The organism is Tsukamurella ocularis, from assembly GCF_965138335.1.
GTDB classification, from domain to species: domain Bacteria; phylum Actinomycetota; class Actinomycetes; order Mycobacteriales; family Mycobacteriaceae; genus Tsukamurella; species Tsukamurella ocularis_A.
Genome location: NZ_CBCSDV010000024.1, coordinates 1 through 21,082 on the forward strand (window position 1 = coordinate 1; position 21,082 = coordinate 21,082).

Here is a 21,082-nt window from a genome sequence, read left to right on the forward strand (position 1 = left end):
AGGAGAATCCCGATGAAACGCATCATGATCACCTGCGCCGCCGTCCTCGCCCTCGCCGGCGCCACCGCGGCCCCCGCCGCGGCCGCCCCGCTGGCCCCGGTCGGCAAGGTCGACGTGGCCCGCTACGTGGGCACCTGGCACCAGCTCGCCACGATCCCCGCGCCGTTCAGTGTGCAGTGCGCACGGGACACCACGGCGACCTACCGGATCGTCGACGCGACGAACGTCTCGGTCCACAACAGGTGCACCACGTGGACCGGATCGACGTCGTCGATCCGGGGCAACGCCCGGGTCACCGATCCGCGCACCACCGCGCAGCTGCACGTCTCCTTCCCCGGCGTGCCCACGCAGGACTCCCTCGACGGCCCGCCGAACTACGTGATCGCCGCCCTGGCGCCCGACTACTCCTGGGCGTTCGTCGGCGATCCGGGCCGGCGCAGCGCCTTCGTGCTGTCGCGGACCCCGGCGGTGCCCGCCGCCCGGTGGGCGCAGCTGCGCGCCACCGCGGAGCGGCTCGGCTACAACGCCTGCACCATCCTCAGTACGCCGACCACCGGGGGACTCGAGCGGATCGCGCCGCTGTGTGCGCTCCCCTGACGGAGCGCCGTCCCGCGGACGGGGGCGCTATCGGGCCCGGATCGCCGGGAGCCGGTAACGTACCGCGGGACGAAGGAGGCACACGGATGACTCGTGCGCGAACCGAGGCCGACGACCTGCTCGAGCGCACCGCCGCCGGCGACGTCGGCGCCTTCCGCGAGCTGTACGAGCGCACCGGCCGCCTCGTCTTCGGGACGGCACTGCGGGTGATCGGCGACCGCGGCTACGGCGAGGAGATCACGCAGGAGGTGTACCTCGAGGCGTGGCGCAAGGCGGCCGAATTCGACGCCGCCCGCGGCTCGGCCGAGTCCTGGCTCGTGACCATCGCGCACCGTCGGTCCGTCGACCGGGTCCGCGCCGAGCGCTCCCGCGGGGAGCGCGAGAACAGCTTCGCCCACTCGAGTTATCAACGGCCCCATGACGTGGTGGCCGAGACGAGCGAGCAGCGAGAGGACACGGGCGCCGTGGTCGACTGCCTGGACACCCTCACCAGTCCCCAGCGCGACGCCCTCACCCTCGCCTACTACGGCGGCCACACCTACCGCGAGGTCTCGGAACGGCTCGACGCCCCGCTCGCCACGGTGAAGAGCCGGATCCGCGACGGCATCGCGCGCCTGCGCCGCTGCCTCGAGCCCCTCGGAGCCCCGTCATGAGCGACGCACCGGAGGGGACCGGGAGCGGGGACGCGCTCCTCGACGACGCGGAGGTCTACGCGATCCACGCCCTCGACCCCGACGAACGGGCGGGCGTCGAGTCCGCCCGCGACGCGGCGACCGCCGAGGTGCGCGCGGAGTTCGACGCCCGGGTCGGCGCAGTGCGCGAGACCATGGCGGCGCAGGCCGCCCAGCACGGCGTCGAGCCCCCCGCGGAGGTCTTCGAGCGCGTCCTCGCCCAGGTCGTCGACGATCCGGGCGTCACCCCGCTGCGCCGGCGTCGTTCGCCCGGCCCGTCGCGCACGGCGCTGCGCGCGGCCGCCGCGGCCGCCGTCGTGGTGGTCGCCGTCGCGGCCGGCGTCGTGCTCGGGCGCTCGGTCCTCTCCGGACCGGACGAGCGGACACCGTCGGAGACCGAGATCGTGCTCGCGGCGCCCGACGCCCGCACCACGCAGGCCCGGGTGGGCGACGCGACCATCTCGTTCATCTACTCCCGCGAGCGCAACGCCGGTGTGGTGCTGATGAACGACGTCCCGCCGCCGCAGGACGGCACCGTCTACCAGATGTGGCTGATGGACCCGGGCGGCGGCGCCCGCTCGCGCGGCACGATGACGCAGGCCGACGTGCGACCGACGACGACGGCCGCCCTCACGTCGATCGACGGTGCGGAGACCTTCGGCATCTCGATCGAGCGCCCGGGCGGCGCGGCCACCCCGTCGGACCGGATCGTGACGACCCTGCCGATCGCGCGCTGACCCGCGACCGGTCAGACGACCCGGCCCACGCCGACGTAGCCGTAGTCGCAGCGCAGCTGCGCCTCGGTGAGCGGGAACTCGGGGCGCCACCGGCCGTACCGCACCAGCCCGGGCTCGAGGATCTCGGTGCCCTCGAACCAGGAGAGGACCTCCGCTCGGGGCCGCATGTGCAGCGGCGTGGAGGTGTGCTCGTACCGCCGCCGGACCCACTGCAGCTCGGCGGCGGTCTCGGGGTACGCGGAGTCGTCGGAGAGGTGCGAGATCGCGATCATGCTGCCGGGCACGGTGGTCCGCCGGTACCGACGGAGCACCCCGCCGGGGTCGTCCTCGTCGCCGATGAAGACGAAGGTGCCGACGGCGAGCAGGCCGACGGGCCGGGTGCAGTCGAGGAGCCCGCGCGTGACGGCGTGGTCGAGCACGGCATCGGGGTCGCGGATGTCGAGCTTGAGCACCCCCGCGTGCGGATCGTCGCCGACCAGCTGGCGACCGAGCTCGAAGGCGATCGGTTCGCGGTGGACGAAGACCGTCCGCGCCGCGGGATTGACCAGCCGCGCCAGCTCGTGCACGGTGCCGCCGGCGGTGATGCCCGAGCCGAGGTCGAGGAACTGCTCGATGCCCGCGTTCGCCATCGTCTGCACGGCGCGACGCGCGAAGGTCCGGGTGAGCCGGGCGCCCAGGGCCCAGTGCGGGGCCTCGCGAGCGATCTCCTCGCCGGCGTCCCGGTCGACGGGGAGGTAGCTGGTGCCGCCGAGGAAGTAGTCGTAGAGCCGCGATCCGTTCGGCCGGTCCATGTCCAGTGGGGTCGGCGACGGTGCGCCGGTCGGTTCGGGGTTCGTCATCGCAACGTCGAATCTAATCGAACCGGGCGCCCCGCGTAGAGTGCTCGATCAGAACCGCGAACGAGGAGGGGCATGCCGGGAACCTCATCACCGCTGGGTTTCCTCGCACGCGGTGAATCCGTTGTCGCGCTGCTCGTGGACGAGTTCCTCCTGTCGATCGCGGACGACGTCTACCTCCCCCTGCCGGCCGCCGTGGTCCGGGCGGACCTGCTCACCGCCTTCCAGTCCGTGATCGCCGCGCTCGGTGCCGACGACTTCGATCCGGCGGTGGGCCGCGACGTGGGGCGACTGCTGGTCTCCCTGCAGATCACCGTGCCCGCGGGCGCCGCGGCGGGCGGCCGGGCGATCGCCACCCTGCCCGACGCACTGGTGCGGGAACCGTCGGCCGAGGTGCGGCGACGGACCGCCCTGATCCTCGCGGAGTACACCGCCGGCTACGCCGAGGCCCTCACCCGCCGGATCATCGACGGCCAGGCCGTGGTGCACCGCGCGGCCCAGCTGGCCCGGCGGTCCGCCGAGGAGGGCGAGCGGCAGGCCCAGGCGCGGATGCGCGTGATGTTCGAGCACGCCCGGTCCCCCGTCTTCGTCGCGGACGAGCAGGGCCGCATCCTCGAGGCGAGCTCGGCGATGACCGCCATGATGGAGGCCAACCCGACGCTCCTGGGCGCATCGGGCGACGACGTGCGGCCGTTGCTCGCCGACGATCCCGCGGACGTGGAGCGGGTGCTGCGCGAGCTGGCCGATGCGGGCGACGAAGGCATCACCCGATTCCTCGAGCACCGGCGGCTGCACTTCCTGGGCGGTTCCAGCGTCGGCCGCTGGGCGCTGAGCCGGGTGCCCGCGGAGGGGGACCGGCCGGCGCTGCTCGTGGGCGTCGGGCACGACGTCACCGAGCTGCGGGCGACCCATGCGCAGCTCAGTCACCTGGCCCATCACGACGCGCTCACGGGGCTGCCGAACCGGCGCCGGCTGCGCGAGGACCTCACGGACCACTCCGCGGGCGCGGTGGGCTTCTGCCTCGTCGACCTCGACGGCTTCAAGGCGATCAACGACCGGCTGGGGCACGCGGTGGGCGACCGGCTGCTCGGGGCGATCGCGGCGCGGATCGGCACCGCGCTCACCGGGGTCGGCACCCTGTACCGCGTCGGCGGCGACGAGTTCGCGGTCCTCGTCTCGCCGCCGTTCCGGCCCGGCGACGCGGCGCAGCTCGTGCACCGCGCGCTGTCGACGCCGGTCGAGCTGCCCGCGGCCGACAGCGCCGAGGCGCACGTGGTGCGGATCGGCGCGAGCATCGGCACCACCACGACCGCCGAGGCCGGCACATCCGTGGAGGCGCTCATCGTCGCCGCCGACGCGGGGCTCTACCGCTCCAAGGGGGCCCGGCGGGCCTGACGGCGCGCGTGCACCGTTCCACCGACCCACAGCAGCGCCACGACGACGGCCGTCGAGAGCACCTGCTCCCGGACGTCGTCGTTGGCGATCGCGAGGACGACGATGACCAGCAGCACCACGAGCACCGCCCACGACAGGTACGGGTAACCCCACATCCGCAGCGGCAGCGGCGTCCCGTCCCGGTCGGCCCGGCGGCGCAGCACGATCTGCGAGGCGATGGTCGCGAGCCAGGTGACGATGAGTGTCGATCCCACGACGGCCAGGAGGCGGTCCAGCACCTCGGAGCCCCAGACGTACGTCGCGGGCACGGCGAGGAAGCCGATCACCGCGCTGGCGAGCACCGCGGGGATCNNCACGCCGGCGGCGTTCGCGCGCCCCGCGACCGCCGGCGCCATGCCGCGCTCCGCGAGCGAGTAGAGCATCCGCGAGCTGCCGTACAGGTTGGCGTTGAGCGAGCTGAGCAGCGCGACGACGATGACCACGCCGAGCGTGGTGCCGACCGCGGGCAGCCCGGCGGCCTGGAGCACGGCGACGAAGGGCTCCTTCGCGACGGCCGGATCGTCCCAGGGCAGGGCCAGCAGGATCACCGCGACGCTGCCGACGTAGAAGACCAGGATCCGCCAGACGGTGGCGCGGATCGCCCTCCCGACGGTGCGCTCGGGGTCCTGGGTCTCGGCCGCCGCGACGGCGACGATCTCGATGCCGCCGAAGGCGAAGGCCACCACGAGCAGGGCGGCCACCACACCGCTGATGCCGTGCGGCGCGAAGTCGGTGAGGTTGTCGAGTCCGGGCGACGGCGCGGAGGTCCAGCCGAGGAGGTAGCCCACGCCGATGATCAGGAAGAGCGCCACGAAGACGACCTTGATCAGCGAGAACCAGAACTCGAACTCGCCGAAGCCGCGGACCCCGGCCAGGTTCAGCGCGGTCAGCGCGATCATGAACACCAGCGCCCACACCCACACGGGCGGCCCGCCGGGCAGCAGGCCGTTCAGGATGGCCGCCGCGGCGACGGCCTCCGCGGCCACCACCAGGCACAGCTGCACCCACCACAGCCAGCCCACGGCGAAGCCGGCGCCGGGGCCCAGGGCCCGGCCCGCGTAGTAGGAGAAGGCGCCGGGATTCGGATCGGCGGCCACCATCTCCCCGAGCATCCGCATCACGGCGATGACGACGAGCCCCGCCACGGCGTACGCGATGAGCACCGCCGGGCCGGCCAGGGCGATCCCCTTGCCCGCGCCGACGAACAGCCCGGCGCCGATCGCGGAGCCGAGGCTCATCATGATCAGGTGCCGGGCGCGGAGCCCGGCGTGCAGGCCGGGGTCGGTCGGCGCGGCCGCCGCGGTGTTCTCGCCCGACGGTGCCGCCATCAGGCGAACAGCGCGGGCAGGGTGCCCTCGTGCGCGGCGCGCAGGTCGGCCAGCGTCACGCTGAACCGGCCCTGGACCTCGACGGAGTCGCTGCCCTGGTCGACGACGCCGATGCGGACGGCCGGGAGCTCGCGCGCGGCGCACATGGCCGCGAACCGGGTCTCCTCGGTGCGCGGCACGGCGACCAGGGCGCGGCCGGTCGACTCGGAGAACAGCTGCACGAAGGCGTCCGAGCCCTCGGGGAGCAGCAGCCGGCAGCCCGTCTCGCCCGCGAGCGCGGCCTCGACGACGGCCTGCCAGAGGCCGCCCTCGGAGAGGTCGTGCGCGGCGGAGACGAGGCCGTCGCGGGACGCCGCGGTGAGCACGTCGGCGAGCAGCTTCTCGCGGCCCAGGTCCACGCGCGGCGGCACCCCACCGAGGTGGTCGTGCTCGACCTGCGCCCAGATGGAGCCGTCGAACTCGTCGTGCGTGTCGCCGAGCAGGTACAGCGTCTCGCCGGGCTCGGTGCCGAGCCCCGTCGGGATGCGGCGCCGCACGTCGTCGATGACGCCGAGCACGCCGATCACCGGGGTCGGGAGGATCGCGGTGCTGCCGGTCTGGTTGTAGAAGCTGACGTTGCCGCCGGTCACGGGGATGCCGAGCGCGACGCAGCCGTCGGCGATGCCGTGCACCGCCTGCTGGAACTGCCACATCACGCCCGGGTCCTCCGGCGAACCGAAGTTCAGGCAGTCCGTGACGGCCTTCGGGGTGGCGCCGGTGACGGCGACGTTCCGGTAGGCCTCGGCGAGCGCGAGCTGGCCGCCGACGTACGGGTCGAGGTAGGTGTAGCGGCCCGAGGCGTCGGTGGAGAGGGCGATACCGCGCTGCGTGGTCTCGTCGATCCGGATGACGCCGCCGTCGGCGTGCTCGGCGAGCACGGTGTTGCCGCGGACGTAGCGGTCGTACTGCTCCGTGATGAACTTGCGCGAGCACAGGGCGGGCGAGGCGAGCAGCTTCAGCGCGGTGGCGCGCAGCTCGTCGTCGGAGGCGGGGCGCCGCAGTCCCGACGTGGTGTCGGCGATGAGCGCGTCCATGAACGCGGGCCGCTCGACGGGGCGCTCGTACACCGGCCCGTCGTGGGCGATCGTGCGGGCGGGGGCGTCGACGACGGTCTCGCCGTGCCAGTCGATGACGAGGTGCTCGCCGTCGGTGACCTCGCCGATCACGGTGGCGAGGACGTCCCAGCGGGCGCAGACGGCCATGAAGGCGTCGACGTTCTCCGGCGTCACCACGGCGCACATGCGCTCCTGCGACTCGGACGAGAGGATCTCCGCGGCGCTCATGCCCTGGGCGCGGCAGGCCACCTGGTCGAGGTCGACGTACATGCCGCCGTCGCCCGCGGCCGCCAGCTCGGACGTGGCGCAGGACAGGCCGGCGCCGCCGAGGTCCTGGATGCCGACGACCAGCTTCTCGCGGTACAGGTCCAGGCAGCACTCGATGAGCACCTTCTCCATGAACGGGTCGCCCACCTGCACCGACGGCAGCTTCTTGGGCTTCTCGTCGGCGTCGAAGCTCTCCGACGCGAGCACGGAGACGCCGCCGATGCCGTCGAGGCCGGTGCGGGCGCCGAACAGGATGATCTTGTTGCCCTTGCCGGAGGCGAAGGCCAGGTGCAGGTCCTCGGTGCGCAGCACGCCGGCGCACAGCGCGTTGACCAACGGGTTACCCGCGTAGGAGGCGTCGAAGACGGTCTCGCCGCCCACGTTCGGCAGGCCCAGCGAGTTGCCGTAGCCGCCCACGCCGCGCACCACGCCGTCGAGCACGCGCCGGGTGTCGGGGGCATCGGCCGGGCCGAAGCGCAGCTGGTCCATCACGGCGATCGGGCGGGCACCCATGGCCATGATGTCGCGCACGATGCCGCCCACGCCGGTGGCGGCGCCCTGGTAGGGCTCCACGTACGACGGGTGGTTGTGCGACTCGACCTTGAAGGTCACGGCCCAGCCGTCGCCGATGTCCACGACGCCCGCGTTCTCGCCGATGCCCGCGAGCATCGTCGACCGCATCTCGTCGGTGGTGGTCTCGCCGAAGTAGCGCAGGTGCACCTTGGAGCTCTTGTAGGAGCAGTGCTCGGACCACATCACCGAGTACATGGCGAGCTCGGCGTCGGTGGGGCGGCGGCCGAGGATCTCGCGGATCCGCTGGTACTCGTCGTCCTTGAGTCCGAGCTCGCGGTACGGCTGGTCGACATCGGGCGTGGAGGCGGCGTGGGTCACCGTGTCTACGTGCACCAGGCCAGTTTAGACGGGTGATTCACGGCTCGAGTTTCAGCCAGCGATCGAGCACCACCCGCGCCTGCTGCGCGGGCTCGCCGTCGGCGGGCCGGAGCACCAGCTCGGGCCGTTCCGGCGCCTCGTAGGGCGCGCTGATCCCGGTGAACTCCGCGATCTCCCCCGCCCTGGCCCTGGCGTACATGCCCTTGGGATCGCGCTGCTCGCACAGCTCGACCGGGGTGTCGACGAAGACCTCGACTAAGGGCAGGCCCGCCTCCTCGTGCTGCGCGCGGATCCGGTCGCGGTCCGCGCGGTACGGGCTGATCAGCGAGGCGATCGCCACCGTCCCGGCGTCGGCGAGCAGCTGCGCGACAGCGCCCACGCGCCGCACGTTCTCGGCCCTGTCGGCCGCGGAGAATCCGAGGTCGGCGTTGAGCCCGTGCCGCAGGTTGTCGCCGTCGAGCCGATAGGCGGGCACACCGCGCGCCACCAGGAGGCGCTCGAGCTCGCACGCCACCGTCGACTTGCCCGACGCCGAGAGCCCCGTCAGCCAGACGGTGCCGCCCCTGCTCGCGCGGTCCTCACGGCGCACGGCCGCGCCGTGCCAGACCACGGCGCTCGACTTCAGCGTCGGCCCCGTGATCATCCCGGCGGCGACGGTCTCGTCGGTCTGCGGGTGCACGAGCACGAAGCTGCCGAGGGTGCGGCCCCGCCGGTACGGGTCGAAGAGCACGGGCCGGCGCGCCGTGAGCTGCACGCGGCCGATGTCGTTGAGCCCGAGCTCCGCGGCGTCCTGGTCGCGGTGCAGGGTGCTCGTATCGAGCCGGTAGTCCAGCGCCTCCACCCGCACGAGCTCGGAGCTGTGGGCGTGCAGCATCCGGTACTCGGCACGGACGGTGAGCCTCGCCGTGTCGGAGAACCAGCACACGGTCGTGTCCAGGTCGGTCGCGGACTGCGGCCGGTTCGCGGGCCGGCACAGCACGTCGCCGCGGCCCACGTCGAGGTGGTCGGCGAGCCGCACGCACGCGGCCTCCCCCGCCTCCAGCCGGTCGGCCTTCGCGCCGCCGGGCCGGTACAGCTCGGCCACCGTCGTGGTGAAGCCCGACGGGAGCGCGACCACCTCGTCGCCCACGGCGAACGCCCCGGAGGCGACGGTGCCGGCCACGCCCCGGAAGTCGCTGTCGCGGGGGCGGATCACGTACTGCACGGGCAGGCGCGCGTCGATGAGGTTCCGATCGCTCACCACGTGCACGTTCTCCAGGTGGTAGAGCAGCGACGGGCCGTCGTACCAGGGCGTGTTCGGCGAGCGCTCGGTGACGTTGTCGCCCAACAGGGCCGAGACCGGGATCGCCTCCACGTCGTGCACCTCGAGTTTGGCCGCGAACTCGGCGAACTCGGCGCGGATGGCGTCGAAGCGGGCGCGGTCGAAGCCCACCAGGTCCATCTTGTTGATGCACAGCACGACGTGTTCGACGCCGAGGAGCGAGGTGAGGAACGCGTGCCGGCGGGACTGCCGGGTGAGGCCGTGCCGGGCGTCGACGAGGATCAGCGCGACGTCGGCCGTCGACGCCCCCGTGACCATGTTCCGGGTGTACTGCTCGTGCCCCGGGGTGTCGGCGAGGATGAACTTGCGGGTGGCGGTGGCGAAGTAGCGGTGGGCCACGTCGATGGTGATGCCCTGCTCCCGCTCGGCCCGCAGGCCGTCGGTGAGCAGTGCCAGGTCGACGCCCTCCTCGCCGCGGGCGGCGGTGGTCGCGGCGACCGCGCTGAGCTGGTCCTCCAGCACCGCCTTGGATTCGAAGAGCAGCCGCCCGATGAGCGTGGACTTGCCGTCGTCCACGCTGCCGGCGGTCGCGATGCGCAGGATCTCCATCAGAAGTACCCCTCCTTCTTCCTGTCCTCCATGCCCGCCTCCGAGATCCGGTCGTCGGCGCGGGTCGCGCCGCGCTCGGTGATCCGGGTGGTGGCGACCTCGGCCACGACGGCCTCCGGGGTGGCGGCGTCCGATTCCACGGCGCCGGTGCACGTCGCATCGCCGACGGTGCGGAACCGCACGGTCCGGCGCTCGGGCGCCTCACCGGGCAGGGGCGCGACGAGCGGCCCGGTGGACAGCAGCATCCCGTCGCGCTCGATCACCTCGCGCTCGTGCGCGTAGTAGAGCGACGGCAGCGCTATCGCCTCGGCGGCGATGTACTGCCAGATGTCGAGTTCGGTCCAGTTGGAGAGCGGGAAGACCCGGATGTGCTCGCCCTTCCGGTGCAGGCCGTTGAAGATGTTCCACAGCTCGGGGCGCTGGGCGCGGGGATCCCACTGCCCGAAGCGGTCGCGGAAGCTGAAGATCCGTTCCTTGGCGCGCGCCTTGTCCTCGTCGCGGCGCGCTCCGCCGAAGGCCGCGTCGAAGCGGTGCTCGCCGATCGTCCGCAGCAGCGTCGCCGTCTGCAGCCGGTTGCGCGTGGCGCCCGGGCCGGTGGGCTCGACGACGGCGCCCGAGTCGATGTCGTCCTGCACGCTGCCGACGACGAGCCGCAGCCCGCGCTCCGCGGCGAGCTCGTCGCGGAAGGCGAGCACCTCGTCGAAGTTGTGGCCGGTGTCGATGTGCAGCACCGGGAACGGGATCGCGGCGGGCCAGAACGCCTTGGCCGCGAGGTGCACCATGACCACCGAATCCTTGCCGCCCGAGAACAGCAGCACGGGCCGCTCGAAGGTGGCGGCCACCTCGCGGAAGACGTACACCGCCTCCGCCTCGAGGACCCGCAGATGATCCGCGGCGACCGTCGTCTCCACCACTCCAACCTCCGGTTCATATTTGGACCATGTTGGTCCATTCCTGTTCCGGAGATTAGAACGCGTTCTCGCCGCCTGTCAACACCCGTCAGCGGCGGGGCTTACGACCCCCGATGCGCACGGTGATCCGGTCCGCTGCGGCGATGAGCGCGGCCGCGCGCTCCGCGATCCCCGGCTCGTCCAACTCCGCGCTGACGTACAGGCTGGCCACCATCGCCTGCGCCCCGTCGCCGTCGTAGACGGGCGCCGAGATCACGCTGACGTTCTGCGGCGAGCCGGCCGAATCGCCGTCGCCCCGCAGGTGGACGCGGTCGCCGATGCCCGCGACCACCTCGCCGAGCAGTGCCCGCAGCTCCGCCGGGATGTCACCGGGCACGCCCGCCATGAGGCGGTACAGCTGCTGCCCGGCGGGGGTGAGCAGCTCGACGAGATAGCCGTCCGCGCGGCAGGTCTCGATCACCCGCGCGAGCCGGTCACCGTCGGCGCGCACTCGGTCGCGGGCGAGCCAGCGCTCGAGCCGCCCGGTGCGGTCCCACAGCACGTACATGAGCCCGATCGGCGGCGTGAACGGGTAGCTGTCGCCCACCTTCACCATCGCGGGTCGCCCGGGGTCGACGGCCACGTCGAGCACCGTCACCCGGTCGCCGACCACTCCCGACAGCGAGACCGGGTGCCCGTAGGCCTCCCACAGCCCGGCGAGCACGTCGCCGCCCGCGGGATCGGCCCGCAGCGACGTGCGGGCCGCCCGGCCGAGCGGGATCAGGGCCGGGCCGAGCCGATAGGTCTTGTCCCGGTCGTCGCGGATCAGGTACCCGGATTCGACCAGCGTGGCGGCGATGCCGAGGCAGGTCGGCTTGCTCAGCCCGACGCGCCGCGCGAGCTCCGAGACGCCGAACCGCTCGCGCTCGTGCCGGGACAGGAAGTCGAGCACTGCGACCACCCGCGCGGTGGGCGGCGACGTGCGTCCCGCCGCCCCGCCGGGTTCCACGGGGTCCACCGGATCCGTCATCGAGACTCCTTGACACTCGTCGCCGCCTGCGCCTACGGTCTGGAACAGGTTCTACCGCATTGGTCCACATTTGTACCACTATCGGAGGTGGGATGTACAGCGATCCGCTCGTCGCGGCGATCACCGAGGCCGAGGGCCTCGTCGCCGCGGCATCGCACATCGAGAACGAGGCCGACCTGCTGGAGGGGTTGCAGTACCTGGCGCAGGGCGTCGCGGCCTGCGTGCACGGCGCCTTCCACTTCGACAAGGACCACCCGTTCCTGCTCAGCGGCACCGGGCCGTTCACCAAGATGGGCCTCGACAACCCGGACACGCTGTACTTCGGCGCGCGGGTCGACGGCGCGCACGAGTACGTGGTCACCGGCCGCCGCGGCACCACCTGCGACATCAGCTTCCAGGTGCTCGGCGGCGGCGAGTACACCGACGACAACGTGCCGGCCAGCGCCGTCGCCTTCGACGACCGCGACCTGACCGTCGACGCCGACGGCCGCTTCGCGGTCCGCTTCGGCCCCGGGGAGCCGGGCCCGGACTACTACCGGCTGCCGCCCGGCAAGGCGCAGTTGGTGATCCGCGAGGTCTTCGACGACTGGGCGGCGGAGCGCAGCACGTTCGCCATCGCGCGCGCCGACACCGCGGGCACCGCCCCGCCTCCGGTCACCCCCGAGCTCATGGCCAAGCGCTACGCCGCCGCGGGCAAGCAGCTGGTGAACCGCGTGAAGACCTGGCTGCAGTTCCCCCAGTGGTTCTACGACCCGCTGCCGGTGAACACGCTGACGGCCCCGCGGCTCACGCCGGGCGGCCTCGCCACGCAGTTCTCCTCGGTGGGGCATTACGACCTCGCCGACGACCAGGCGCTGATCATCACGGTGCCCCGCGGCGACGCCCCCTATCTGGGTTTCCAGCTCGGCAGCCTCTGGTACATCTCGCTCGACTACATCCACCACCAGACCTCGCTCAACGCGTCTCAGGCGCAGGTGGATCCGGACGGCATGATCCGGATCGTGGTCGCGCAGCACGACCCCGGCGTCACCAACTGGGTCGAGACACTGGGGCACCGCCGCGGCTACCTCCAGTTCCGGTGGCAGCGCACGGCGTCCCCGCTCACCGCCGCCGACGGGCCCACCGCGCAGGTGGTCCCGCTCGCCGATGTCGCGCAGCACCTCCCCCACTACGCGGCCAACCGCATCGAGGGCGCCGCCTGGCGCGCCCGGATCGCGGAACGCGCGCGCCTCATCGGCGAAAGGATGGTCGGCTGATGCCCGGGCTCGGATTGGACGGCAGGGTCGTCGTCATCGCCGGGGCCGGTCCGGCGCTCGGTGCCGTCCTCGCCCGACGGTTCGCCGACGAGGGCTCGCAGGTGGTCCTCGTCGCGCGGAACGCCGACCGCCTGGAGGCGATGGCCGCCGAGATCAGCGGCGCCGGCGGCACCGTCGTCGCGATCCCCGCGGACATCACCGACGAGGACTCGCTCGCCGCGCTCGCCGCGCAGGTGCAGGAGCGGTTCGGCCGGGTCGACGCGGTGATCAACAACGCCTTCACCTACCCGTCGATGCAGCGCCTGGTGAAGACCGACCCCGCGCACATCCTGCAGAGCGTCGACCTCATGGCGCTCGGCGCGCTGCGCACCGTGCTCGCCTTCCGCGAGGCCCTCGCAGTTGCTGACGGTGGGGGCGCGGTGGTGAACGTGAACTCGATGGTGATCCGCCACTCCGACCTGCGCTACGGCGGCTACAAGGCCGGGAAGACGGCGCAGCTCGCGCTCGCCCAGTCCCTCGCCACCGAGCTCGGCCCCGAGGGCATCCGGATCAATTCGGTGGTGCCGGGCTGGATCTGGGGCGACACGCTCAAGGCCTACTTCGAGTACCGCGCGAGCACCAAGGGCGTCACGGTGGACGAGGACTACGCCGACGCGGCGAAGAACTCCGACCTGCGGCGCCTGCCCACCGAGGACGAGGTGGCCTCGGCCGTCCTGTTCCTCGCGTCCCCCCGCGCGTCCGGCATCACCGGCCAGACGCTCGACGTCAACTGCGGAGAGTTCCATGTCTGAGATCACCACCTCCGTCGGCACGGTCGACGACCTGCACGAGTCCGCGATGCGGCGCACCGGGCTGAGCGACTTCGGCGACCCGTCGGACGGCTACCGCGAGGCCCTGCAGGTCCTCCTCGACTCCTACCGCGACGAGGCGGCGCTCACCGAGCTCGGCTCGAAGCTCTCCCGTGTGTTCCTCCGCGGCGCCCTCTCGGCCCGCCTCATCAGCGAGGCGGCGTTCGCCGCGAACCCCGCGCACGCCGAGACCGCCGTCGAGCGGCCGATGTTCGTCACGGGCCTCCCGCGCTCGGGGACGACGGCGCTGCACCGCCTGCTCGACGCCGACCCCGGCAACCAGGGCCTGCAGATGTGGCTCGCGGAGGTCCCGCAGCCACGGCCCCCGCGCGCGACGTGGGCGGAGAACCCCGTCTACCGGCTGCTCGACGAGCAGTACGCGCAGCATCACACCGAACACCCGGAATTCATGGGGCTGCACTACATGTCGGCCTCCGAGGTCGAGGAGTGCTGGCAGCTGCTGCGCCAGTCGGTGCACTCCGTCTCCTACGAGTGCCTCGCGCACGTCCCGTCGTATGCGGCGTGGCTGGCGGAGCAGGACTGGACGCCCGCGTACCGCCGGCACAAGCGGAACCTGCAACTGATCGGGATGAACGATCCCGGCAAGCGATGGGTGCTCAAGAACCCGAGCCACCTGTTCGCGCTCGACGCGGTGCTCGAGGTGTACCCGGACGCGCTGATCGTGCAGTGCCACCGCCCCGCCGAGACGATCATCGCCTCGGTCTGCTCGCTGGCGCAGCACGCCACGGAGGGCTGGTCGACGGCGTTCACCGGCGCGACGATCGGCGCGGACCAGCTGGACACGTGGGCCCGTGGGCTCGACGCCTTCGACGAGGCCCGCGCCCGGCACACCGCCGCCGGCCGCGGCGCCCAGTTCGTGGACGTGGACTACCGCGATCTGGTCGGCGATCCGCTCGGCACCGTCGGGAACATCTACGGATCGTTCGGCCTGGACCTGACCGACGATGCGCGGCAGGCGATGTCGGCGATGCACGACGCCAGCCGATCGGGCGCCCGGCGCCCCAACCACACCTATGCGCTGGCGGACTACGGGCTCACGGAGGATGCGGTTCGCGCGCGTTTCGCCCGCTGAGCGCCCGGCGGGCCTACCCTCGGGACCATGGCGAATCGACGAGGAATCCGGACCGCGACCGCCGCGACCGTCCTGGCGGTCGCCCTCACCGCGACCGCCGCGTGCGGCCGGTCGGGACAGACGGGGCACACCGGGCACGAGAGTCCCAGTAGCAGTGCGCCACCCGCGGCGGCGGCGCTGCAGCTGCGCCTGGTGACGTCCGCGGAGCCCCTCGGCGCTCGGGCCTGCCCCACGGAGAGCCCGGCCCCGTCGAGCGCGGCGGAGCTGTGCGAGCGCACCGGACCGATGCTCTACCGGCTCGACCGATCGGTGACGCACTCGCCCGCGACGGACGCGACCGTCGCGCAGCAGTCCGGCCAGTGGCTCGTCACGATCCAGCTCGACGACGCCGACACCCGCGCGGTCGCCGAGACCACCGCCCGGAACATCGACAAGCAGCTGGCGATCGTGGTCGGGGCGCGCGTCGTGTCCGCGCCGGTGATCCGCGGCGGCATCGACGGCGGCCGGATCCAGCTGGCGGGTGGTTTCACCGAGCAGCAGGCGCGCGACCTCGCACACGAGCTGAAGCCGTCCTGACCGCGGACGGTCGGGACGGCTTCGGCTGCGAGTGAGGTCAGTGCGCGACCGCCACCTTCGCGTCCGGGGCGGAAGGGCCCTCGGCGCCGTGGTCGTCGACCATCGTCGCCTCGTCGAACGGGTCCTGCTTGTCGAGCACGCGGTGCGTCTGCGCCAGGTCGACGGTGGAGGTCCACTTACCGATGAGCAGCGTGGCGATCGCGTTGCCCGAGAAGTTGGTGAGCGCGCGCGCCTCCGACATGAACCGGTCGATGCCGACGATCACGGGCACACCGTCGAGCAGGTCCGGGCGGTGGGTCTGCAGCCCGCCCGCCAGCGTCGCGAGGCCGGCGCCCGTGACGCCCGCCGCGCCCTTCGAGGCGATCATCATGAACAGCAGGAGGGAGAACTGCTCGCCGATGGAGAACGGCGCACCCATCGCGTCGGCGATGAACAGCGACGCCATCGTCAGATAGATCGCGGTGCCGTCGAGGTTGAAGGAGTAGCCGGTGGGGACCACGATGCCGACGGTCGACTTCTCCACGCCCGCGTGCTGCATCTTCGCGATCAGGCGCGGCAGCGCGGACTCGCTGGACGAGGTGGCGACGATGAGCAGGTACTCACGGCCCAGGTAGCGCGCCAGCTTGAAGACGTTGAGCCCGGTCACCAGCCGCAACAGCGTGCCGAGGATGACGAAGACGAAGATCGCGCAGGTCAGGTAGAAGGCCACCATGAGCCAGGCGAGCTGCTTGACGGCCTCGAAGCCGGTGGCGCCGACCACCGCCGCGATGGCACCGAACGCGCCGACCGGCGCGAGCCACAGGACCATCACGAGGATGCGGAAGACCAGCTTCTGCACCAGGCCGATTCCGCGCAGCACCGGCTCACCCGCACTGCCCATCGCCTGGAGCCCGAACCCCACCAGCAGCGCGACCAGCAGGGCCTGGAGAACGCTGCCCGACGTGAGCGAGGAGAAGAGGGTGTCGGGCACGATGCTGCGGATGAAGTCCCAGGTGCCGCCCGCCTCGTGCGCCTGATCGGCGTACTTGGCGCCGCCACCCGGCTCCTTCGGCAGGTTCAGGCCGGTGCCGGGCTTGAGCAGGTTCCCCACGAACAGGCCGATCGCCAGGGCGAACGTGGACATGAGCACGAAGTATCCCATCGCCAATCCGCCGATCTTGCCGACCGACGCCGCGGCGCGCACCGAGCCGATGCCGAGCACGATGGTGCAGAAGATGACCGGCGCGATCATCATCTTGATCAGGTCGACGAAGAGATCGCCGAGGGGCTTGAGCCCCTTGCCGAACTCGGGGGCCAGCAGCCCCACGATCACGCCGGCCACCACGGCGATGATCACCGCGATGTAGAGCCAGTGCGTCCGGTCGCGTTTTCCTTGAGCCGCCACGGCGTCCTCCTTGATCGATGGGGCTACTGCGAGTCTGGATAGATCCTGCGAGAACTGTGACCTGCAGCACAGCTTGTGTTCATTGTGTAAACGTCTTCACCGTGAGGAAAAGAACCCGCAGCGTCGCCGCGCAGTCCTTCCTGGCCCAGGTGGCGATCCTGCTGACCATCGCCGTGGGCGCGTCGTGGCTGGTCGTGACCCAGGCGCGGGACGACGGTGACCGCACCGCCCGGGCGCAGACCCGGGCCGCCGCGGTGGCACTGGCGGCCTCCCCGTCCACGGTGGCGGCGCTCGCCGCCCCCGACGGTCCCGCGGTGATGCAGCCCGTCGCGGAGCAGGTCGGGGCGCTGGGCGGCCTCGACTTCGTGGTGGTCATGCGGCCGGACCGCACCCGGCTGAGCCACGCCGACCCGGCCCTGATCGGCGGGAAGTTCACCGGCACCATCGACCGGGCGCTCGCGGGCGAGACGTTCACGGAGACGTACGCGGGCAGCCTCGGCCCGTCGATCCGCACCGTCACCCCGGTGTACGACGCCTCCGGCGCGCTCGTCGGCCTGGTCTCGGCGGGCGTGACCCGCGACCGGCTCGGGGACCAGGTGCGCGGCGCCCTGCCCCGTGTGCTCGCGGTCGTGGCCGCGGCCCTGCTCCTGCTGGTCGCGCTCTCCGCGCTCGCGCAGCGGCGGCTGCGCCGCCAGACCCTCGGGCTCTCCGCGCACGACCTGCGCGGCCTCTACGAGCACCACGACGCGGTCCTGCACACCCTCTCCGAGGGCCTGATCGTCTTCGACGCCGACGCGCCCGACGGGCCCGCGCGGGTCGTCAACGACGAGGCCCGCCGCCTGCTGGAGCTGCCGGACGGCGCGGTGGCCCAGGACGACCTGCCGCCCTCGCTGCGCGGCGCCGCCGATCTCACCGACGAGCTGCACGTGACCGGCAGCCGCGTGCTCCTGGTGAACCGCCGCCCCGTCACCGGTCCGACCGGTCCGCTCGGCACCGTCCTCACCGTGCGCGACCGCACCGAGCTGCAGACCGTCCTCGGCGAGCTCGACACCGCCCGGTCCCTCGCGGACGCCCTGAGCGCGCAGGCGCACGAGCACGCCAACCGGCTGCACTCCGTGGTCACCATGATCGAGCTCGGCGAGGACGAGGCGGCGGCGGACCTGGCCGTGGCCGACCGCTCGGCCTCGCAGCGGCTCATCGACCGGCTCGCCGGCGATCCCGCGCCGTCGGCGGTCGCACTGCTCGTGGCGAAGACCGCCGCGGCGGCCGCCCTCGACGTCGAGCTCACCGTCGCCGAGGGCACCGACCTCGCCCGCGCGCCGCTCCCCGACGTCCAGCTGCTCACCCTCCTGGGCAACCTGGTGGACAACGCGATCGACGCCGCGGGGCCGGGCGGCTGGGTGGAGCTCTCGACGGCGAACCCCGGCCGGTCCTGGGAGCTGCGGGTCGCCGACAGCGGGCCGGGCATGTCCGTCGACGAGTTCGCGCGAGCCCGGACCCGCGGCTATTCGACGAAGGACCGCAGCGGCCGCCTGCACGGCGGCGGGCTCGGGCTCGCCCTGGTCGATCAGGTGGTGCGGCAGGCGGGTGGCACGATCGAGGCGGAGCGCGCGCCGTCGACGGTGACGGTGCGCCTGCCGGAGGGAGAGCGATGACGATCCGGGTGCTGGTGGTCGACGACGAGCCGCAGATCGCTCGCGCGCACGCCGAATACGTCCGGCGCATAGACGGATTCGAGCTCGCCGGGGTCGCCGGCACCGCGGCCGCCGCCCTCGGCGAGGTCCGCCGGTCCGCCGTCGCCGGCCCGCCCGTTGACCTGGTGCTCGCGGACGTGGGGCTGCCGGACCGCAGCGGGCTCGACCTCGCGGCGGACCTGGCGGGCGTCCGCCCGCGGCCCGACGTCATGGTGATCACCTCGGCGCGCGACATGGAGACCGTCCGCGGCGCGATGGCGAGCGGCGCGATCCTCTACCTCATCAAGCCGTTCACGTTCGCCGCCTTCGCGGACCGGCTGCGCCGCTACCTCTCGTTCCGCGACGCGCTGGGCGGCGGCGACGTGGGCCAACGGGAGGTGGACGCCGCCTTCGCCGCGCTGCGCGAGGCGCCCACGGAGACGACGGCGCCGAAGGGGCTGGCACCGTCGACCCTCGAGGCGGTGACCGGCGCGCTGCGGCACGCCGACGGCCCCCTCGGCGCCGCCGAGGTCGCCGCCCGCACGGGGATGTCGCGGGTCACCGCGTGGCGCTACCTCGAGCGCCTCGCCGACGACCGGCTGTGCGAGCGGCTCACCGAGTACGGCGGCCGCGGGCGCCCGGAGGTGCGCTACCGCTGGCTGTGATCGCGGCTAGCCGGAGGCCTTGGCCGCCGCGGAGTCGCGCGTGGTCAGGTAGTCCTGGTGCAGCATCCGGCGGGTGATGCGCGGCGTGAACGTGCGGCCGAGGGCGCCGAACACCCCGAGCGGGGTGTTCACCCGCGTCGGCCGGTCGCGCATGGCCTTGATGATGATCCGGGCCGCCTTCTCCGGGCTGATCACGTGCGCGTCGTCGTAGGCCTCGGTCGGGGCGATCATCTCGGTTCGCACGAGCGGCATGTGGATGTTGGTGAACGTCACGTGATCCGACAGCATCTCGGTCGCGGCGATGTCGGTGAAGGCGTCCAGGGCCGCCTTGCTCGCGACGTAGGCGGAGAACCTCGGCCCGCGGGCGAGGACGCCGATGCTCGAGATGTTCACGACGTGGCCGAAGCCCCGCTCGCGCATGTGCGGCAGCAGCGCGAGGATCATGCGGACCGCGCCGAAGTAGTTGACGTCCATCGTCCGCTCGAAATCGTGCATCCGGCCCGTGGAGGCCTTCACCGAGCGGCGGATCGACCGGCCCGCGTTGTTGATGAGGTAGTCGACGTGGCCGTGCTCCGCGAGGATCCGGGCCACCGTCGCGGCCACCGCATCGGCGTCGGTCACGTCGCACACGTACGCGGACGCCTCGCCGCCGCCCGCCCGCACCTGGTCCGCGGTCGCCTCGAGCTCGGCGGCGTTGCGGGCCAGCAGGATCACGCGCGCACCCTGCTCCCCGAGGGAGATCGCCGTCTGCCGGCCGATGCCCGACGAGGCGCCGGTGATCACCACGTGGCGCCCCGCGATCGGGTCGCGGCGGCGGAGCCGGGCCGGATCGAGTTGCTCGCGCCAGTAGTCGAACAGCCGCGGGCCGTACTCCCGCAGCGCCGGCACCTCGATTCCCGTTCCCGCCAGCGCGGCCCGCGTGACCTGCGCGGTGTACGTGGCCGTGAAGCCGAGGTTCTCGAAGGCCTTCGGCGGGATCCCGGCCTGCTTGAGGACGGTGTCGCGCACGACGCCGACCCGGCCGGCGCCGCTGGCGCGGACGGCGGGGTCCACCACGCGGCGCGGCACCCGCCCCACGGCGCGCGGCGCCCCGGCGGGCCGGGCGATGGCGCGGTAGAGCTCCAGCACGCTCTGCGGCTCCGGGTTCACCAGGTGGTACGTCCGTCCGGTTCCGTCCGGCCGCAGCAGCAGTTCGACGAGCGCCTCGGCGACGTAGTCGACCGGCACCACGTTGGTGTCGCCGGTGTCGGGCAACACCATCGGCAGCACGGACGGCACGCGGCGCAGGGCGTCGAAGGCGGGGAAGAAGTAGTAGGGCCCGTCGATCTTGTCCATCTCGCCGGTGACCGAGTCGCCGACCACGATGGCCGGCCGGTAGACGCGCCAGCGGAGCCCCTCGGCGTCGCGGACCAGCTTCTCGGACTCGAACTTGGTGCGGTGGTACGGCGACGGGAAGCCCTGGCCGAGGTCGAAGTCGTTCTCACTGAACGGCCCCCGGTGATCACCGGCGACGGCGACCGACGAGACGTGGTGCAGCTCGGCCCCCGCGGCGCGCGCCAGGTCGATGACGGCGCGCGTGCCCTCGACGTTCACCCGATCGTTCGCCTCGTCCCCCGCCGACATGTCGTAGACCGCGCCGAGGTGCAGGACGGCGTCGATCCCCGCGGGGACGGACGTGATGCCGAGGCCCGGCGCCGCGAGGTCGCCCGGGAGGGGGACGACGCGATCGCCGTACCGTGCGCGCCACTCGTCGAGCTTCGCCAGCGACGACGGGCGCACCAGCAGGTGCACCGTCGCGCCGGGATCGCGCTCCAGCAGCAGGGGGACGATCCGGCGGCCCAGGAAGCCGGTGGCGCCGGTGATCAAGTAGGTACTCATGGGTGCGACTCCTCGGGGAGGCTCTCAGCAACTGACTTTTGAGTAACCTTACTCCATAGTCAGT

17 protein-coding genes and 2 pseudogenes are annotated in these 21,082 nt (G+C 72.7%); 10 read left to right on the top strand and 9 right to left on the bottom strand.

The window, feature by feature from the left end; genetic code table 11:
* The first annotated feature begins 12 nt into the window (after positions 1 to 12).
* From ACNAYW_RS18745 to ACNAYW_RS18755, 3 genes are all read left to right on the top strand, one after another.
* Positions 13 to 597, top strand: a complete 585-nt coding sequence (locus ACNAYW_RS18745) for a lipocalin family protein (RefSeq protein WP_415851171.1) — start codon at positions 13 to 15, stop codon at positions 595 to 597.
* Positions 598 to 683: 86 nt separating this feature from the next.
* Positions 684 to 1,250 carry an ECF RNA polymerase sigma factor SigK gene (sigK, locus tag ACNAYW_RS18750; RefSeq protein WP_415851172.1) on the top strand — a complete coding sequence of 189 codons (567 nt, stop codon included), beginning with the start codon at positions 684 to 686 and terminating at the stop codon, positions 1,248 to 1,250.
* A complete protein-coding gene (locus tag ACNAYW_RS18755; protein ID WP_415851173.1) occupies positions 1,247 to 2,005 on the top strand; it encodes an anti-sigma factor in 759 nt (252 codons plus the stop codon). Before sigK ends, ACNAYW_RS18755 begins: the two co-directional genes overlap by 4 nt.
* 11 nt (positions 2,006 to 2,016) lie before the next feature.
* Here ACNAYW_RS18755 and ACNAYW_RS18760 read toward each other — a convergent pair whose 3' ends face one another.
* Positions 2,017 to 2,844 (bottom strand): SAM-dependent methyltransferase, encoded by an 828-nt coding sequence (locus ACNAYW_RS18760; protein WP_415851174.1) that lies wholly within the window; start codon positions 2,842 to 2,844, stop codon positions 2,017 to 2,019.
* Between the two features lie 72 nt (positions 2,845 to 2,916).
* On the opposite strand from ACNAYW_RS18760, the gene ACNAYW_RS18765 reads away from it, so the two are divergent.
* Complete coding sequence (locus tag ACNAYW_RS18765) at positions 2,917 to 4,236, top strand: diguanylate cyclase domain-containing protein (RefSeq protein ID WP_415851175.1); 1,320 nt, start codon at positions 2,917 to 2,919, stop codon at positions 4,234 to 4,236.
* On the opposite strand, the pseudogene ACNAYW_RS18770 reads toward ACNAYW_RS18765, so the two are convergent.
* The 6 genes and pseudogenes from ACNAYW_RS18770 to ACNAYW_RS18795 form a co-directional block, all read right to left on the bottom strand.
* Positions 4,206 to 4,587: pseudogene (locus ACNAYW_RS18770) on the bottom strand (amino acid transporter); the annotation flags it as partial. The gene ACNAYW_RS18765 and the pseudogene ACNAYW_RS18770 sit on opposite strands and share 31 nt — an antisense overlap.
* A 2-nt stretch (positions 4,588 to 4,589) precedes the next feature.
* Positions 4,590 to 5,603 (bottom strand): annotated as a pseudogene (locus ACNAYW_RS18775) (amino acid permease); the annotation flags it as partial.
* A complete protein-coding gene (gene purL, locus ACNAYW_RS18780; protein ID WP_415851176.1) occupies positions 5,603 to 7,870 on the bottom strand; it encodes a phosphoribosylformylglycinamidine synthase subunit PurL in 2,268 nt (755 codons plus the stop codon). The pseudogene ACNAYW_RS18775 and the gene purL, both read right to left, overlap by 1 nt.
* 22 nt (positions 7,871 to 7,892) lie before the next feature.
* Positions 7,893 to 9,725: an adenylyl-sulfate kinase gene (gene cysC / locus ACNAYW_RS18785; protein ID WP_415851177.1), complete on the bottom strand. Its 1,833-nt coding sequence runs from the start codon at positions 9,723 to 9,725 to the stop codon at positions 7,893 to 7,895.
* Positions 9,725 to 10,636 carry a sulfate adenylyltransferase subunit CysD gene (cysD, locus tag ACNAYW_RS18790; protein ID WP_415851178.1) on the bottom strand — a complete coding sequence of 304 codons (912 nt, stop codon included), beginning with the start codon at positions 10,634 to 10,636 and terminating at the stop codon, positions 9,725 to 9,727. The genes cysC and cysD overlap by 1 nt, the downstream gene beginning before the upstream one ends.
* Before the next feature lie 88 nt (positions 10,637 to 10,724).
* On the bottom strand, positions 10,725 to 11,645 hold the full coding sequence (locus ACNAYW_RS18795) for an IclR family transcriptional regulator (protein ID WP_415851179.1): 921 nt from the start codon (positions 11,643 to 11,645) through the stop codon (positions 10,725 to 10,727).
* A gap of 92 nt (positions 11,646 to 11,737) precedes the next feature.
* Between ACNAYW_RS18795 and ACNAYW_RS18800 the strand changes: the two genes are divergently transcribed.
* The 4 genes from ACNAYW_RS18800 to ACNAYW_RS18815 are packed head-to-tail and all read left to right on the top strand — an operon-like array spanning position 11,738 to position 15,418.
* Positions 11,738 to 12,901 (top strand): hypothetical protein, encoded by a 1,164-nt coding sequence (locus tag ACNAYW_RS18800; RefSeq protein ID WP_415851180.1) that lies wholly within the window; start codon positions 11,738 to 11,740, stop codon positions 12,899 to 12,901.
* Complete coding sequence (locus ACNAYW_RS18805; protein WP_415851181.1) at positions 12,901 to 13,692, top strand: SDR family oxidoreductase; 792 nt, start codon at positions 12,901 to 12,903, stop codon at positions 13,690 to 13,692. Before ACNAYW_RS18800 ends, ACNAYW_RS18805 begins: the two co-directional genes overlap by 1 nt.
* Positions 13,685 to 14,842 (top strand): sulfotransferase family protein, encoded by a 1,158-nt coding sequence (locus ACNAYW_RS18810; protein ID WP_415851182.1) that lies wholly within the window; start codon positions 13,685 to 13,687, stop codon positions 14,840 to 14,842. Before ACNAYW_RS18805 ends, ACNAYW_RS18810 begins: the two co-directional genes overlap by 8 nt.
* A 27-nt stretch (positions 14,843 to 14,869) precedes the next feature.
* Complete coding sequence (locus tag ACNAYW_RS18815) at positions 14,870 to 15,418, top strand: SecDF P1 head subdomain-containing protein (RefSeq protein WP_415851183.1); 549 nt, start codon at positions 14,870 to 14,872, stop codon at positions 15,416 to 15,418.
* Between the two features lie 37 nt (positions 15,419 to 15,455).
* On the opposite strand, the gene ACNAYW_RS18820 is transcribed toward ACNAYW_RS18815, so the two are convergent.
* A complete protein-coding gene (locus ACNAYW_RS18820; RefSeq protein WP_415851184.1) occupies positions 15,456 to 16,802 on the bottom strand; it encodes a cation:dicarboxylate symporter family transporter in 1,347 nt (448 codons plus the stop codon).
* A 101-nt stretch (positions 16,803 to 16,903) separates the two neighbouring features.
* On the opposite strand from ACNAYW_RS18820, the gene ACNAYW_RS18825 reads away from it, so the two are divergent.
* The gene (locus ACNAYW_RS18825; RefSeq protein WP_415851185.1) at positions 16,904 to 18,457 is read left to right on the top strand and encodes a sensor histidine kinase; all 1,554 of its coding nucleotides are present in this window, start codon (positions 16,904 to 16,906) and stop codon (positions 18,455 to 18,457) included.
* Positions 18,454 to 19,140, top strand: coding sequence for a response regulator (locus tag ACNAYW_RS18830; protein WP_415851186.1), 687 nt, complete (start codon positions 18,454 to 18,456; stop codon positions 19,138 to 19,140). Before ACNAYW_RS18825 ends, ACNAYW_RS18830 begins: the two co-directional genes overlap by 4 nt.
* A 6-nt stretch (positions 19,141 to 19,146) precedes the next feature.
* On the opposite strand, the gene ACNAYW_RS18835 is transcribed toward ACNAYW_RS18830, so the two are convergent.
* Positions 19,147 to 21,018 carry an SDR family oxidoreductase gene (locus ACNAYW_RS18835; protein WP_415851187.1) on the bottom strand — a complete coding sequence of 624 codons (1,872 nt, stop codon included), beginning with the start codon at positions 21,016 to 21,018 and terminating at the stop codon, positions 19,147 to 19,149.
* Positions 21,019 to 21,082 lie beyond the last annotated feature (64 nt).